Origin of the sequence: Reichenbachiella agarivorans, assembly GCF_025502585.1 — a bacterium.
Taxonomy (GTDB): domain Bacteria; phylum Bacteroidota; class Bacteroidia; order Cytophagales; family Cyclobacteriaceae; genus Reichenbachiella; species Reichenbachiella agarivorans.
Genome location: NZ_CP106679.1, coordinates 283,160 through 299,044, shown reverse-complemented (window position 1 = coordinate 299,044; position 15,885 = coordinate 283,160). Strand labels below are relative to the sequence as shown.

Annotated in this window: 15 protein-coding genes; 6 read left to right on the top strand and 9 right to left on the bottom strand. The window is 41.9% G+C overall.

Annotation, left to right across the window (positions count from 1 at the left end; translation table 11 throughout):
• Positions 1-23: 23 nt before the first annotated feature.
• From N6H18_RS01295 to N6H18_RS01275, 5 genes are all read right to left on the bottom strand, one after another.
• Positions 24-746, bottom strand: coding sequence for a tRNA threonylcarbamoyladenosine dehydratase (locus N6H18_RS01295; protein WP_262310039.1), 723 nt, complete (start codon positions 744-746; stop codon positions 24-26).
• Positions 743-1,417, bottom strand: a complete 675-nt coding sequence (locus N6H18_RS01290; RefSeq protein ID WP_262310038.1) for a TatD family hydrolase — start codon at positions 1,415-1,417, stop codon at positions 743-745. The genes N6H18_RS01295 and N6H18_RS01290 overlap by 4 nt, the downstream gene beginning before the upstream one ends.
• 54 nt (positions 1,418-1,471) lie before the next feature.
• Positions 1,472-2,272 (bottom strand): DnaJ domain-containing protein, encoded by an 801-nt coding sequence (locus N6H18_RS18620; protein ID WP_316044826.1) that lies wholly within the window; start codon positions 2,270-2,272, stop codon positions 1,472-1,474.
• A 110-nt stretch (positions 2,273-2,382) separates the two neighbouring features.
• On the bottom strand, positions 2,383-3,504 hold the full coding sequence (locus N6H18_RS01280; RefSeq protein ID WP_262310037.1) for a carboxypeptidase-like regulatory domain-containing protein: 1,122 nt from the start codon (positions 3,502-3,504) through the stop codon (positions 2,383-2,385).
• Positions 3,505-3,708: 204 nt separating this feature from the next.
• Positions 3,709-5,295, bottom strand: a complete 1,587-nt coding sequence (locus tag N6H18_RS01275; RefSeq protein ID WP_262310036.1) for a PAS domain-containing sensor histidine kinase — start codon at positions 5,293-5,295, stop codon at positions 3,709-3,711.
• A gap of 190 nt (positions 5,296-5,485) precedes the next feature.
• Between N6H18_RS01275 and N6H18_RS01270 the strand changes: the two genes are divergently transcribed.
• Entirely contained in the window at positions 5,486-6,376 is an 891-nt protein-coding gene (locus N6H18_RS01270) for a DMT family transporter (protein WP_262310035.1), read from the top strand.
• Between the two features lie 90 nt (positions 6,377-6,466).
• Here the strand turns inward: N6H18_RS01270 and N6H18_RS01265 are convergent, their stop codons facing one another.
• A complete protein-coding gene (locus N6H18_RS01265) occupies positions 6,467-8,176 on the bottom strand; it encodes a leucine-rich repeat domain-containing protein (protein WP_262310034.1) in 1,710 nt (569 codons plus the stop codon).
• 157 nt (positions 8,177-8,333) lie between these two features.
• On the opposite strand from N6H18_RS01265, the gene N6H18_RS01260 reads away from it, so the two are divergent.
• Positions 8,334-8,756, top strand: coding sequence for a thioredoxin domain-containing protein (locus tag N6H18_RS01260; RefSeq protein ID WP_262310033.1), 423 nt, complete (start codon positions 8,334-8,336; stop codon positions 8,754-8,756).
• 265 nt (positions 8,757-9,021) lie between these two features.
• Here the strand turns inward: N6H18_RS01260 and N6H18_RS01255 are convergent, their stop codons facing one another.
• Genes N6H18_RS01255 through N6H18_RS01245 form a run of 3 tightly spaced genes read right to left on the bottom strand, consistent with a single transcriptional unit; the run spans position 9,022 to position 11,554 of the window.
• The gene (locus N6H18_RS01255) at positions 9,022-9,852 is read right to left on the bottom strand and encodes a M48 family metalloprotease (protein ID WP_262310032.1); all 831 of its coding nucleotides are present in this window, start codon (positions 9,850-9,852) and stop codon (positions 9,022-9,024) included.
• A 10-nt stretch (positions 9,853-9,862) separates the two neighbouring features.
• Positions 9,863-10,954, bottom strand: a complete 1,092-nt coding sequence (locus tag N6H18_RS01250; protein ID WP_262310031.1) for a BT_3928 family protein — start codon at positions 10,952-10,954, stop codon at positions 9,863-9,865.
• 57 nt (positions 10,955-11,011) lie between these two features.
• Positions 11,012-11,554, bottom strand: a complete 543-nt coding sequence (locus tag N6H18_RS01245) for a DUF1599 domain-containing protein (RefSeq protein ID WP_262310030.1) — start codon at positions 11,552-11,554, stop codon at positions 11,012-11,014.
• 45 nt (positions 11,555-11,599) lie between these two features.
• Between N6H18_RS01245 and folP the strand changes: the two genes are divergently transcribed.
• The 4 genes from folP to N6H18_RS01225 all read left to right on the top strand — a co-directional run bounded on the left by folP (position 11,600) and on the right by N6H18_RS01225 (position 15,875).
• A complete protein-coding gene (gene folP, locus N6H18_RS01240) occupies positions 11,600-12,448 on the top strand; it encodes a dihydropteroate synthase (RefSeq protein ID WP_316044825.1) in 849 nt (282 codons plus the stop codon).
• Complete coding sequence (gene cdaA, locus N6H18_RS01235; protein ID WP_262310029.1) at positions 12,449-13,324, top strand: diadenylate cyclase CdaA; 876 nt, start codon at positions 12,449-12,451, stop codon at positions 13,322-13,324.
• A gap of 62 nt (positions 13,325-13,386) precedes the next feature.
• Complete coding sequence (locus N6H18_RS01230; protein WP_262310028.1) at positions 13,387-13,878, top strand: DUF4293 domain-containing protein; 492 nt, start codon at positions 13,387-13,389, stop codon at positions 13,876-13,878.
• A gap of 197 nt (positions 13,879-14,075) precedes the next feature.
• Positions 14,076-15,875, top strand: a complete 1,800-nt coding sequence (locus N6H18_RS01225; protein WP_262310027.1) for a M14 family metallopeptidase — start codon at positions 14,076-14,078, stop codon at positions 15,873-15,875.
• Positions 15,876-15,885 lie beyond the last annotated feature (10 nt).

Here is a 15,885-nt window from a genome sequence, read left to right as displayed (position 1 = left end):
ATAGTAGTGGTCAACTTCTAGTATTATTGGTTGGCGGTAATCCGCTTGATCACTTCTGCTGCCATAGTCATCCCAAACATGGCTGGCATATAGGAGATGGTACCGTAAAAGGACTTTTTGAAATGAGTGCCATCAGTGAGTTTGAGTGCGTGTTTGGGTTGGATCTCTTCAGAGTACACACATAGGACTCCTCTGTCTATGCCTTTGGCTTTGAGCATTTTTCTGACTTGCTGGGCAAACTTGCACTCTGTGGTTTTGAATACATCGGTTACGCGGATTTTGGAGGGATCCATTTTTCCTCCAGCACCCATGGAGGAGATGAACTTGAATTTCATCCGACGCAAAATCAGAATCATGGACAACTTGGGTTTGATACTGTCGATACAATCCATGACAAAATCAAATTGATTCTCCAGCAAGAATGAATGCATGGCATCTGGTTCCATGAAGGCATCGAGGACACGAATCTCAAGGTCTGAATTGATGTCGAGGAAACGCTCTTTCAATACATGTGCTTTTTGTTGTCCCACGGTAGAGTCCAATGCCTGAAGTTGACGATTCTTGTTGGTGGGGTCTACATCGTCACCATCTATGATGGTGATTTTACCCAGTCCCGCACGTACGAGCGTTTCTGCGGCATAGCTGCCCACTCCCCCCAGTCCCACAACCAATACATGCGCTTGTTTTAGTTTGTTGAGTGCATCTTTACCTATCAATAATTCCGTTCTCTCTAACCAATCACTCATATTTTGAAAAATTCTCTTGCATTGCGATTCAATTGACGGCAAAGATCAGAAATTTCTATACCTGACAATTTCGATATCCGAAAATATATTTCTTCGATGTTCACATCGGGCATGCTGTCTGTTTCTAAAAATATGCGATCCAAGGGTACAGATTTAATAATGTCTTCATATTTGGAAGAAGGCATGTTAGGCATGAGCGAAAGATAAAACCCTTGGTCGACGAGTTGTCGAGCCAAAATCGCATGCCTGCCAAAGCCATGTACACACCAGTTTGGGATGAGAGGAAATTCTTTCTTGATTTTGATGAGTTGATCAAAGGCTCTCACACAATGAATCACGACAGGCTTTTTGAGGTCTTCGGCTAGATGCAAAAGGCTCTTGAATAGCTCTGTTTGTATTTTAAGCGAAGGGCCTTTGGTGTTGTCTAGTCCGATCTCACCCATAGCGAGACAGTGAGGATCGCTGAGTTGTAGTTTGAGTTCGTCGGATTGGGTCGAGGTGAGGAGTTGTTCGATCCACCAGGGGTGTATGCCTATGGTGAAATATTGGTGCGCCCGTTCTTTACCCATATGAATAGAGACGATTTCTGTCACATCATCACGATCCACATGGCGCAGGTGGTGTGTATGAAAATCCAGAAAATGATTATCCTGAAACAAGTTGTGGTTCATGGGCTGTTGGAAGCAGAATGGCAAAGGTATAAGCCATGTCTCATGAATTGGAGATTAAGAGAAGAAAATCATCAGTTCAAATAGGTAGAAGAAAGTAATCAAAATCGCCATCGACAGTTGGGTATCCAAAGTCTTGAATACAAATCGGTACAATAGAAAGGATAGGAATACCAATTTGACCAATAGATTGAAAAAAGCCACCAGACTGTATTCTTGTTTGAATCGAACGAGATGATTGCCGATATTGGCATCCATCAACACTGGAATGGAAAAGATCAAAGATTTGTGAACAGTGACGACTGGGGGTAGGACGATTTTCTTCAATTCGTGTTTTGGAAATTTCATGGTGAAGTCTTCAAAGAAAATCAAGTCATAGGAGGGGTTGCTATGTATATTGCCACCTATTTTGGGACTGTAGTTTGCGATGTGATGGTCATCTGCTTGCAGAGGCAGATGGCTGTCTATCTCCAGCAGTATATTGAATGCAAGCATCAAAATAGACGCTAGGTTAAAGACTCTCAGTAAGTATTTAATTAACTCACTTTGTCTGCGTATGGCATCATGTGCCCTTTGCTTAGCATATTCACGAGCCTGACGCCTGCGTTCTTGATAGGCGGCAACCTGTGGATCATAGCCATAGTCTGGTTGGTCATAAGTGATGGTTTGTGGTCTGGGACCTACATCTATGAGGAACTTATACGCTTCGTTGATTTCGATGAATTTTTCCTTGGCATCCTGCGAGCGATTGATGTCGGGATGATACTGTTTGGATAACCTGCGATAGGCTGCTTTGATCTCAGTTTTGGATGCACCCTCTTCCAATTCCAAAATATTGAGATAGATATTGTGTGTCACGCTACAGATCGAAAAAAAGTATAGAATTCTTTGAATGCGGAAATTAAAGAGATTCTGTCAAAAATAGCAGCATATTGGCTTGGCAGTCTGTCAACAAATGGGCGTAAGTGCTACTTCTTGGCAAAGGAAACCCTTTCGGTTTCGGTCAGTTCTAGATGCGTGTCGTTTGCCCAAAAAGTATCTGAGAATACCGAAGCTTCTTTGAAGAAAACTGCGTCTTCTGTCAATTCGTCTTTGAAGTAGGGTTTTTTGCTCACGTTTTTAAAATCCGTGACAACCATCAGTGCATCGTAAGCATATTTTTTGTTTTTGTATTCCCATTCACCTTGATAAGAGACTCGGTGGATATACCAAGTCCCATCAATCTCCTTGTATTCTTCTGTCCACATGACATTGGTCCAGAATGTTTGTCGATCGAGGGTGGGGTAGTATTCAGCTTTGATGATGGCTTTGGACTCTATGTCTATGAAAATCGTCCCTTGTGATGTCGCCTTTTTGTTGATAGGTTCATAGGTGATTTTGAAAACTTCTCTTCCATCGTAAGTCGTGACTTCATCTTTGGTGAATTTGTAGTTGTTGATATAGTCAGCGTCTAGGAAGCTGCCCTTGCGACGCGCTGAGCCATCTACCATGTCAGTGACATGCCCTTGGATCATGGGGATCTTGACGGTGTCTAACGAAACGAATTCTTTTTTGCGCGTTTTTCTCGCACTCACTGCGAGTTTGTTGTCACTATAGATCGTGGGTAGGTAAATGCTGAACAGTCCCTCTGCTATGTAATAGTAATCACCGTCTGATTGGATGGATTCTTTGTAGTAGCTGTGTAGCAATTGGTCTTTGAATTCATAATTGATTTGATGAAAGTGAATGACGTCTTTGATCACATCATCTGCGGTATATATAGTCACTCCGTCCAGAACTTTAGACTCAGGTTTCAACTCAATAACTAGTCCTGTACCGCCATCTTCCAAGGTTAGTGTTGCTGTCTCATACCCGATGTATTTGATGATGAGACGTGTCTCTTTGTTTTGGTGATCGGTATTGAGTACGAAATGCCCATCCATATTGCTAGTCGTCCCATGATTTCCATAGATGATATTGGCAAATGCCAAGGGTTCTCTTGTTTCACTGTCTAGGATTTGGCCAGAGATAGATGTGTGGGTTAATTCACTAGCATGGCTATGCAAGCAAATTGAAATGACGCATAGTAGGGTATAGATCAATAGTTTCATGGTACTCATTTCGATTGAAAATGGCCTTTCTTATCATGCTTAATGTTAAAATACCGGAGTTTGGGTTGAACCAAAAACCTAAATTAAGAAAGAGAGCGGTCTTTGTTGCTGTGAGTACCAATGAATTGGTCGAAGAAAATAGGGGTGTTCATCGAATAATAACACACGCTGCTCGATATGGGAGGTCATGGGATGCTTGAGGGCTCAGTGGTTATCTTTGGGTAAGCTGATATGAATACGTGTCCCTACTCCTAATTGGCTGTCGACATGGATACTGCCTTTGAGTGCATTGATGTGGTTGTAGGTCATGTAAAGTCCAACTCCTCGTCCTGTTATTTTGGGGTAGAATTTTTCGTAGAGCTTAAATAACCTGTCCTTGCTGGTGCTCATGTCTATGCCTATGCCATTGTCTTCTATGACAAACTCCGCAGTTTTGTCTGTGGAGGTATATGTGATCATAACTTTTGGATCTCGGTTGGGATCATGAAATTTGATCGCATTGTCCAAAATTTGGTAAAGGATGTTGTTGATGAAACTTGGGATAGACAGTATTTCGTCAGTGATCGAGATATTACTCAGGATAGTGGCACCATGGTCTATAATGCTCTCTCTCAACTCCAACTTGACCTGTTCCAAACTTTTGGTGAGATTGACGGTTTCATAGTGTTCGTGTTTTTTGCCACGGATCGAAACTGTCTTATTGAGATCCTTGATGATCATATCTAGGTTGTTGGTCGACAGCACCATGAGGTCTACGATCTCATTGTTGTCTGGACTGAGGGTAGATCGATCCATGATTTGTGTCAGACCTACGAGATTGACCAAGGGACACCTTAGGTTGTGAGATATGATGTGTGCAAATCGTTCCATGTCCTCATTTTGACGCTGGAGGGTGGAGATCAATTCATTTTTTTCTTCCTCGATGGTGGTTCGTTCTGTTACATCTTGGATGACACCATGCAGTTCATCTCCTTCGATTTGTGCGTTTTCTGTCCCTACGAAAAGGGACCCATCCTTTCGACGAAAGGTGATTTTGTAGTCGAGTATCATCCCGTCGTTTTCCAGTTGGTCGATGAGATTGCTACGGTACTCTTGGTTGTGGTAAAAGTCCTGGCATTGACTCTGCATCATTTCTTCTTCTGAAGAGAAGCCAAACATCTCTACCATCTTTTTGTTGACGAAAAGGATGTCTCCTTTTTTGTTGGATCGATATATGCCTACGGGCAATGTTTGAGTGAGCAAACGGTAGTTGCTCTTGGTTTTAAATAGGTAATCAGTTGTCTGGGTTTGTTTGGAGATGTCTTGGGTTGTACCTAGGACACGAATAGGGAGACCGTTTTCGTCTCGTATGATTTCTCTTTTTTCGGAGATATGCTTGATGTGGTTGTTTTGATTTCGGATTCTATACTGGATTCGTCTAGGGTATTTTCCCAGCATGATTTCGCTGATCGAATGATTGTATTCTTCCAAATCTTCCTCGTGGATGATTTTTTGGATTTGAGAAATACTCGGTTTGTTGAGTTTGGAGAATTCGAATATATGGTAAATCTCATCAGACCATGTAAGTGTGTCTGAGAGGAGATCCCAGTTCCAGGTGCCCAACTTGGCTTCTTTTTGAGCCTGATCAAGTAAAAGTTTTAGATGTTCGTAAGAAGTGTTTTCATGACCACTGACTACAGATGGTTGTGCCTTCTCAATTGCTTGATCCCGTTTTGATTTTTGAAAAATTATAGCTGCAACACCGACTAGCCCAAAGCTGATCAGTGATCCAACAATCCCGTACAAATCCATAAATGCTGCTAGTCTGTCGTTTTAATTATTGGTTGATGCTTGTTGACGGCTGATTCAGTTTAATTTTTCTCTAAAAACAAATGTAGTTTTTTTTATCTCTCAAAGCAACTGCTAATTAGTGGGGAATAAACTGATGGTTTTACAGGTTATTATGGTAGCATTAATTATTTAGTACTTACTTCGCATCTATATGGGTGTGTATAGTACAAAGAAGGTTGCTGTTTTGATTGCCATGTTAGGCGTTGTGCTGTTCTCTGCCAAGGCGGTCATGGTCAAGTTGGTCTATCAGTATGAAGTAGATACCGTTACGCTGTTGCTGTTTAGGATGATGCTGTCCTTGCCATTCTACCTGTTGGTTGCCATGCTGAATTGGTCAGTTCTAAAAAGCAAACTGACGGTCAAAATCGCCATATCTGTTGTTGTCTTTGGATTTTTGGGCTACTATTTAGCAAGCTATTTTGACTTTCTAGGCTTGCAATATATCAAAGCAAGTCTAGAGCGGATCATCTTATTTATATACCCAACTGTCGTGCTTGTCTTGTCTTCTGTTTTTCTGAAAAGGAAAATCACCAGGGTTCAAGTTTTGGCCATTTTGATTACCTACTTAGGGATAGTAATCATGTACTATCAAGAACCGAATTTTATGGAGTTGTCAAGCCTCCTTGGTGTGGGGCTGATTGTATTAAGTGCTTTGACTTACGCTTCCTATTTGGTAGGTAGTGATTGGTTGATCCCGCAGCTAGGGTCTACTTTATTTACTTCGTTGGCGATGATGGTATCATGTGTTTGTGTCTGTTTGCATTATGCTGTGGTGGGAGATTTTCAATTCACTTCTTACCCTCATCAGGTGTATTGGCTTAGTTTGGCAATGGCAATTTTTTCTACTGTGATCCCTTCCTATTTGATTTCCTATGCCATCAAAATACTCGGTGCTCCCAACTTCTCTGTAATCGCTAGTTTGGGCCCTGTTTCTACAATCGTTTTGGCTTGGATGTTTTTGGGTGAGACATTGAGTTGGGGACAGATATTGGGAGCTATTGTCGTGATTGGTGGCGTGTATGTAGTCACACAAAAGAAGTAATACAGACTCTGTACGGTTCGAAAGGAAACACATTTTTACATATCAATTGTGTAAGGATATTTTTGTGCCTGTCGTCTACATCTTGTACTTCTACTGTTCATTAGAAAATTTGAGTTCAAACAAGTGTTGATAAGCCGATGAGAGTTTATTCTGTAGGCTGCCTGCGTCATAGATATACAATTGCTTCATGTCAATCATTGACTCTGGCAAGGAGCTCAAGTTGGTGGATATCAGTTCCAAATTTTTTAGTCTATGCAATCCACTGATTTCGGCAGGGAGACTAGAGATTTCGTTGTAGCCAATATCTAGTCTTTCAAGATTTTTCAATTGTAGAATGCACTCTGGAAACGCTGTCAGATTGTTGGAGTAAAGATCCAAGAGTGTCAAATTTTGTAGTGTTGCCAATTGAGGAGAGACACGTTGAATTTGTCCGTTCTGGACGATCAATTCTTGAAGTTGAGGGAATTTTGCAATCTCATCTGGGATTTCAGTCATGGACGTGTTTAGCTCCAAATGTTTCAGGTTTTTGAGGAGCTCTATCTCAGGAATCCATGTTGAGATGCTTTTGTCGTGAATAATGAGATCCGTAGCATTGTCTGGGTGCATCAATGCTTCTTGCAGATTGATGGGTAGCGTATTGAAACGTTCTTCTGTAAGACCTGAAGGCAGGTCTGCGGAGGAATTACTTTGGGTACTAGATCGGACAACAAATACCCCACCGCCAAGTCGGTTTTGACCTGAGTTTTGTACAGACTCCATGAATGTAAGTGAGTGCTCTGTTCGGATAGATTCAGGTAACTGAAAGGTTCGGAGGCCAAGGTTGTACAAAGGCAAAAAGCTGCTTTTGTACACGTCCAATACTTTGAATCTAAAGAGATCACCTTTTACTGAAAAGCGGACATATGCAGAGCCTAATCCGTCTTCAGGAAGATAAATTGGGATTCCGTGAAATTCCATGATGCCAACCCACCCTTGAGATTCTTCACTTTTGTATGCCTCGATTCGAAAGGGATTCTTGAACCAACGTCTCCAGTACAAAAAGGGATTGTCGTTGTTGGTTTCTAAGGCAATCAATTGCATGCGAGGTGGTGAATCCGCATAGGCAGTTGCGTCACGCATGATAGGACTGTAATAGTCCTCAAAATTGTTGGTCATTTTGTTTTCTTGAAAATTGCAATTCAAACGACTGTCTCTGAGTCCTGACAATAGGATCTCAACCTTACCCTCTCGCCTAAAAATCACAGCAGCTTGATGCAAGTCATCATTGGATGCTCTCAGATTGATGTACTCGACGTAATCTGCATGCTGATACAATTCAATCAACAACGCATTGAATGCGTTTTGACCTAATTCAAATGTTTCGTTGTAAATGCTGTCATAGGGAACCTGATCAATCTTACCACTTTCTAACCAAGGAATGTAAGTTTTAGGGCCATAAAAGCACCCACTTTTGGTCGAAAATCTCAAATCCGTTTTGAAGGATTCTAAAACATTGCCTTGTTCGTCCAAGCGCGCATGTACTTTGCCCCAATCATTGTTGTAGAGTCTATTAGAATGAAACGGCCCTGTTTCGTCCACATCCGAATAGACGAGGTATTGTTTGAGGGTAGGTATGTAGAAGTAGCGAGGGTAATATACTCGTCCACGCAGCACTGCTCCCAATTCTAATTTTTGAGATTTACTCAGAATGGTGTTTCGAAACAAGTATTTGTACTTGTCTGGGCTTTTGGCTCCAGTGACTATAAAGATACCCAAAACAAGAAGGGGGATTAAGATGTAGAGCCAGGTCATTTTCGTCATTCGAGTAATGTTCAAAGAAAATTGATTATATAATAATTGGGATGAAAGTTAATACTGGATGATCGATTAAGTACTTTAAAATTAGTCGTGGATGAACTTTTTCTTCTTCAATACTTGTTAGACTCTCAATACTGACCAACATAAGTCAACTAGTAATATGAGAACTAATAAAATAGAGATGATGAAAAGTGGATTAATAATGCTTTGTTTGTTGATTGTGCTTTCGAGCCAAGTAAATGCACAATCAACAGATTTGTATATTGTGATCAATGAGGCAACTTGGTGTCCCTATTGCAAGGCCAATGGACAAAGAATTCATCAATTGATAGATGAATATACTGAAGGGAAGCAGATTGTTGTATTAAGCAACGATGTGACTGATGGTGAAACCAAGAAAAAAACCGAACCACAGTTGGAGGAAATGGGGGTTTTGTACTACATGAAAAATCACAAGGAAGCAGCAGTGATCTTTGTGTTTGATGCCAAAACCAAAAAGATAGCAGAGAAGTTTAGTATCAAAACAGACAATAAAAAAGTAATCGCGTACCTGAACAAAGCCATGGAATCTACAGTTAATTGATGACGAAGTATTGTAAGCTGAATTGAACAAAGGTCGTAATCACAATGCTATCCATATTCACTTTTGATACACTCTCAGATTAGGTCTTGTATATGACTGGGCAATAACGAAAAATCTCTGATGGCCATGCTGGGGATTTTATTTCTGATTAGGTGTTGATCTAAGACTTCTTTTTTTATATAACTTCAATAAAAAAGCAGTGCCAAGTGAATAGTACTGCTTTCGAATGTTTCATTATTTATAAGTGACTCTGCAGAGCTTCTGACTAGTCAAACAAAGCTTGAAATGCCTGATAGGACATTCCATTGGTGTTGTCATTGCTGAGGGTTTTGTCACAGTTTAGGTCATCTGCTTTTTCGTTGATGTCTTCCACACGGCTCTCAGAAGAGGGGTGGGTACTTAGGAATGCTTCTAAGCCGCTTGTAGACCCTTGGCCGTCTTCCAATAGTTTTTCAAAGAAAGAAGCTGCGCCGTTGCAAGCATAATCGGTTCCCGCTAGGTACTCTACTGATCTTGCATCAGATTCCTTTTCATGTTTTTGAGAAAATTGCAAAGAAGAAATTCCATTGGCTAGTCCTGCAGCTATTTCTGCTAGTTGATTGGGATTGTCCCCTAGCAATAAGCTCAATAGTGTCCCCACCCCGTATTGGGTTTGGAGTTGTCTACTAGAGTGTCTGAGATCAGCATGTGCCATTTCATGCCCCATCACACCTGCCAAGTCATCTACATTATCCAGGTATTTGATCAAGCCTGTATATACATAGATGTACCCACCTGGCGTACAAAAAGCGTTGAGTACATCTTGGTCGATGATGTACACTTCCCAAGCAAACTCTGTTTTGTACTGCACTTCGCCAGTAGCCATGATGTCGTCGACGATGGCTTGCAGGTACTCGTAGGCTTCTTCATTTCCTGTTTCAGGTAACAAAGGATAATTGGTAGGGTCATCTGCGATCTGGGCGGCTACTTGAGCACCTAATTGTGCGTCATCAGCTGCCGAAAACAAAGAAAGGTTGTTATTTTTGTCACAAGATGAGATCGCCAAAATCATTGTTGCGATAGCAAGGGTTCTGACAGTAAGTAGCGTATATTTCATATTGATATTCTTATAACTTCAGCAAATCTAATACTTCTGAGTAGTTTGGCACATCGTTGTGGTGCCATTTTCCTTTGACAGTACCATTTTGTAGCAACCAAAGACCAGGATTGGATCTGGCAATGGTCTTCAATACGGTAGCGTCTGTGTAGTAGTATTTGATGTTGAAGCTGTTTGCCTGCGCAAATTCTTCGTAGGTCGCTGCGGCAGATGCTGTCAGTGCATACACTTCCACTTTGCCATTGAGTGATTGCACGAGCGTGTTGATGTCTGCTATGCCCTCCAGATTGGATTGGGTCACGTCATAGAGTATCACGAATAATTTGTTGCCTTTGAATACCTCTTCTGTAAAATCACCATTGTCATCCCAAACAGCAAAGTCTGTGATTTTTGGACCGGCCTCCGGATTGACATGGGTCATGGAGACGAATTTATATTCAGGATCATTGGGGTATTCGCTGAATGTATATTCCTTTCCATCTTTACTCACCACATATTCATAGATGAAATCCGCAGAAGGTTGCATATTGGTAGGGATATGTGCGCCAATTTTGTATGCTCTGAAGTCTATGAAAGGCAGGTGATTGATGGCTGTGAACGCCAAAATCAAACATAATAATGAGGATGCTCCAATGACACCATGCTCCATCATATTGGCTTTTTCCTTTTTAGGTTTGTCCAAAACCATAATGACGACAATCATTATCAAGAGAATGATGTCCTTGGTAAAGGACTCCCAGGGTGTCAGTTTGATTGCATCGCCAAAGCAGCCACAGTCTGTCACGGTGTTGGTAATGGCAGAGTATCCCGTGAGGAAAGTAAAGAAAACTATGAGACCCAAAATAGTGTATTGCGTGAGTTTGGGTTGGTAATTGATGATGATGGCGATACCTAGTACTACCTCCATGACTACTAGAATCACTGCCAGAGGCAATGCAAGCGGTACAAATAGATGAAAGAAGCCTGCAAATTGCGTTGCAAAAACCTCAAAGTATTCTTCTAATTTGATCGAGGTGCCTACAGGATCGTTGACCTTGATGAGACCTGAAAAAATAAATAGCCCTCCCACGAGAACTCTTAAAACTGTATGTAGGTGTTTCATAGTATGTATTCTGAACAGTTGCTTACGGATGATGCTTTAGGGAGTTGGTAGATGATGCTAAATGGTGTCCAGCTTGATGAGACAAAACACTGCATAGTTGATCATGTCTTGGTAGTTGGCATCTACTCCTTCGGAGACCAATGTTTTTCCTTGGTTGTCCTCGATCTGTTTCGTTCTCAATATTTTCATCAGGATGATGTCAGTCATAGAGGACACACGCATGTCTCTCCATGCTTCGCCATAGTCATGGTTTTTGTTCATGAGCAGATGCATGGTGTCGTCTGCGATTTGGTCATAGAGAGGTTCCAGTTCTTCATATGGGATTTCCAATCTATTTTCGTCCTCCCACCTGATTTGTAAGATGGCCATGATGCAATAGTTGATGATGGCGATGAATTCTCCGCCAATATCTTCCTGTATTTTTTGCGATCCTTTTTCTTGAATCGATCGGATTCTTTTGGCTTTGATGAATATCTGGTCTGTCAGCGATGAGCTACGCAGGATTCTCCATGCCGTACCATAGTCCTTGGTTTTCTTTTCGAAAATATCTTTACAAGCCTTGATAACTTCTCTATATTCGCTTACGGTTTGTTCTTCCAATGATCCTTGATTTTCCTTGTTTATTAGCGGCTAAAATTAATCAATTTGATTGCAACACCTACACCTAAGTTTATAAATGTCAGAGGTCAGTTGATGGATTTGTCAATTCCCAAAATCATGGGGATAGTCAATGTGACACCTGATTCGTTCTATGATGGGGGACAGATTCGTTCCAATCGAGACTTGCTTCACAAAGTGGAGAAAATGCTCGCTGATGGTGCGGATATTTTGGATGTTGGGGCTTATTCTAGTAGGCCAGGTGCAGCAGAGGTATCAGAGAAAGAAGAGAGGAAGTTGGCAACCCATGCGGTGAGTGAGATCGTGAAGGCTTTTCCTGAGGCTGTGGTGTCCATAGATTCGTTTCGGATGACGGTTGCCAGAGCATCTTTGGATGTGGGGGCGTCTATCATCAATGACATCTCTGGTGGAGAATTGGACGAAAGCATGTTTGATCTGGTGATTGAGCGCAATGTACCCTACATCATGATGCACATGCGAGGAAATCCCCAGACCATGTCGCAAATGACTGATTATAAGGACATCATTTCAGATATAATTGATTATTTTAACTTCAAACTGAGTCAGCTTACCAGAAAGGGTGTAAAAGATATCATCATCGATCCGGGTTTTGGTTTTGCCAAAACAAGAGAGCAGAATTTTGAATTGATGAACAAACTGGAACTCCTTTGGATGCTGGACGTACCTATGTTGTGCGGAATATCTCGCAAGTCGATGATCTTCAAGACACTGAATTGCACGCCGGATCAGGCGTTAAATGGTACTACCGCATTGAATATGGCCAGTTTGATGAAAGGTGCTTCGATCCTGCGAGTGCATGATGTCAGGGAAGCCAAAGAGACGATTACCTTGTTTCAAGAAATAAAGAATAGATAAGTGGTATTAGGATTTCATATAGGTTTTTTAGAGGTAGGATGGGTCGACTTGATCGACATCTTCTTCGTGTCGATACTGTTGTATCAGGTGTACAAACTGATGCGTGGGAGTGTGGCGATCAAGATATTTTTGGGCTTTTTGTTCCTATACTTGATTTATTTGGTCGTACAGGCTGCTGATATGGAATTGGTGAGTCTGATTTTGGGGCAGTTCATGGGGGTAGGAGTCATCGCGGTAATTATCTTGTTTCAGCAGGAGATTAGAAAGTTCCTTTTGATCCTCGGTAAGACTACTATTTTCGAAGAAGGGAATGTGTTCAAGAATATCAAGAAACTTTGGACTGAAAAATTTGATGACAGCTACCTCAGTATATTGACGCCTCTCATTGATGCGATCAAAACGATGAGTGGATCCAATACGGGTGCTCTGATTGTTTTTTCTAAGGACTCAGAACTAAAGTTTTTTGCAGACTCTGGAGATCGATTGGGAGCAATTGTATCCAAGCGTTTGATTCTCGCAATTTTCAATAAACTTTCTCCTTTGCATGATGGTGCCATCATCATCAACAACAACAAGATCATAGCTGCACGTTGTATTTTGCCAGTCTCTGAGCGAGACGATGTGCCTGCGAGTTATGGTTTGAGACACAGGGCAGCTTTGGGGATGTCCGAAAATACGGACTCTCTTGTCGTGATCGTTTCAGAAGAAACTGGACAATTGTCCACTGCGCGAAATGGTGTGTTTGAGCATAATCTATCCACCAAAGAGGTAAAAACAAGAATCCATGAATACCTCATCACTGATAAGAAAAACAGAAATAGACCACTAGATCCAAAGCTTGACAAAGAGGCAGAGCGTCCTGCAAAGATCGCTTAATCCTGGGGTGTATAATCAGGTGCTTTTTCTTAGCTTTGCCGAAAATTTGAATATCCACAATCATGATACAAAGAATCCAATCCGTATTTCTTTTCTTAGTTGCAGCGAGTTTGATCACCTTGACCTTCTTTCCCTTGTGGAACAAGGTCGATCCAGCGAAAAGCGAAATGGTAAAGCTGACTGTTATGGAGTTGACTCATACCAAAGTGGATATCGATACGCACGAGGAGCAGCTGATCGCACAGACACCAACTTTTTACATTGCCTTGGTGGCATTGATTGCGGCAGGGATCGCATTGTATTCGATCTCGCAGTATAAAAACCGTCTTTTGCAGATGAAACTGGGTGCGCTCAACTCATTGGTGATGGCAGGAGCATTGGGATTGTCGGTTTATTTTATTTTTCAAGGAGAAAAAATGATTGCTCCTGAGCAGCAAGGTAATTACCTGTTTGGTTTTTATCTTTTCGTGTCAGCGATGTTGTTCAATACATTGGCCAACAGGTTTATTCGCAAGGATGAGCAATTGGTCAAATCTGCTGATAGAATCAGATAGTACTGTTGATCCTTGGCTTGTGAGTCACAAGCCATTATGCTAGGGTGGTCTGTGTGCCACAGACCACGGGTAGACCATGCGTAATGGGAGGATCTATGTGCCGCAGACTGCGGTTCATCTGCTTGTGTTTCAGAATCGAAGTTTTCTCTTTTCTGCTTTCAGTTTCCTTTGTATGTTTGGGCAAAATAACCTCAAATATGATGATTCAAAACCTAAAAAGCTGCTTCCTATTATTGCTATTTACGACCAGTTTATACCCAGTGATAGGTCAGGATATTTTGCCTCCAGTGTTGCCGTGGAGTGGTGCCAGTGAGCAATTGATTGCAGATCCATCCAATCCTTGGATTACAGCGAGTGAAAAATCCGAGCTGACTGAGACACCCAACTATGAGGAAACCATGGCTTGGTTCAAGAAGTTATCCGATGCTTCACCAGTTCTAAAAATGATTACCATCGGCACCAGTGCACAAGGTCGTGCAATTCAAATGATCATTGCTTCTGGTGACAAGACTTTCACATCTGAAAAAATCCTGTCATCTTCAAAGCCAACGTTGCTAGTACAAGCGGGAATCCATGCAGGTGAAATCGATGGCAAAGACGCTGGGATGATGTTGCTACGTGACATTGCTTTTGGATCCAAAGGTGATTTGATCAAGAAGGTGAATTTCCTTTTTATCCCTATTCTCAACGTAGATGGACACGAGAGTGTGAGCGAATACGGCAGAGTCAATCAAAGAGGTCCTAAATCCATGGGCTGGAGAACCAACGCTAGAAACTTGAATCTCAACAGAGATTACAGCAAGTTGGAGACTGAGGGAGTACGGGCAGTCGTGACGGTAATCAATACCTATGATCCAGATTTGTACATAGATCTACATGTCACAGATGGTGCAGATTATCAATTCGATATCACCTATGGCTGGGGTGGCGATGAGAGCAATTCTCCAGAGATCAGCCAATGGTTGAAGTCAGCGTTGCGTCCTGCAGTAGATCAAGCTTTGCAGGAGAATGGGCATGTCCCTGGACCATTGATGTTTGCTTTCAATGACGAAGATTTTTCCGAGGGTAACACTGAATTTGCCTTTAGTCCGCGTTTTTCAGAGACCTATGGTGCATCGAGGTATACACCCAGTATTTTAGTGGAGAATCATTCTCTCAAACCTTATGACCAGCGTGTCCTAGGGACTTACGTTTTGCTAGAACAAACTTTGAGAACATTGGCTGACCAAGGAAAGACCTTGAGCAAGGCCATTGGTGTGGACAGAGCTTTGAGATTGGACACGGTTGCATTGGCTTATGATCTAAGTGAGTCTTTGGCAGATTCTATGGATTTGCGAGGAATCGAGTCTGTCAAGTTGAAGTCCGAAATCACAGGAGAAGAGTATGTCCAATGGACTGGAAAGCCTATCGAACAGAAAATAGTGGTGCGAAAAATGAATGAGGTAACCGCCCAAGTGAGTAGAGCCAAGGCATATTGGATCCCTGCAGAATGGGGGGATATCATCCAAAAGCTCAAAATGCATGGGGTGCAGGTCGAGGTGATTACACAGAGCCAAACAGTAGAGGTAGAACAATATCGCATAGAAGATTACAAACATGCAGCTAGGCCATTTGAAGGGAAAGTGAGAGTAGAAGATGTGACGGTCAGCACCAGTCGTCAAACTATCACCTATTCCAAAGGCTCTGCTAGGGTAACCACCGATCAGCCATTGGGTTTATTGGTGACTTTATTGTTGGAGCCCCAGTCTCCGGATAGTTTCTTGCAGTGGGGGTACTTCCATTCTATTTTTTCTAGAACCGAGTACATCGAAAAGTATGTGATGGAGCCATTGGCCAAACAAATGTTGGCATCTGATCCAGCACTCAAATCACAATTTGAAGAGAAAATGAAAGAGGAGGTATTTGCCAATTCGCCCGATCTGATTTATCAATGGTTTTATGCACAAACACCCTATTATGATCAGCAGTGGAAGCTATACCCTATAGCTAGAGAGTAAATTCATACGT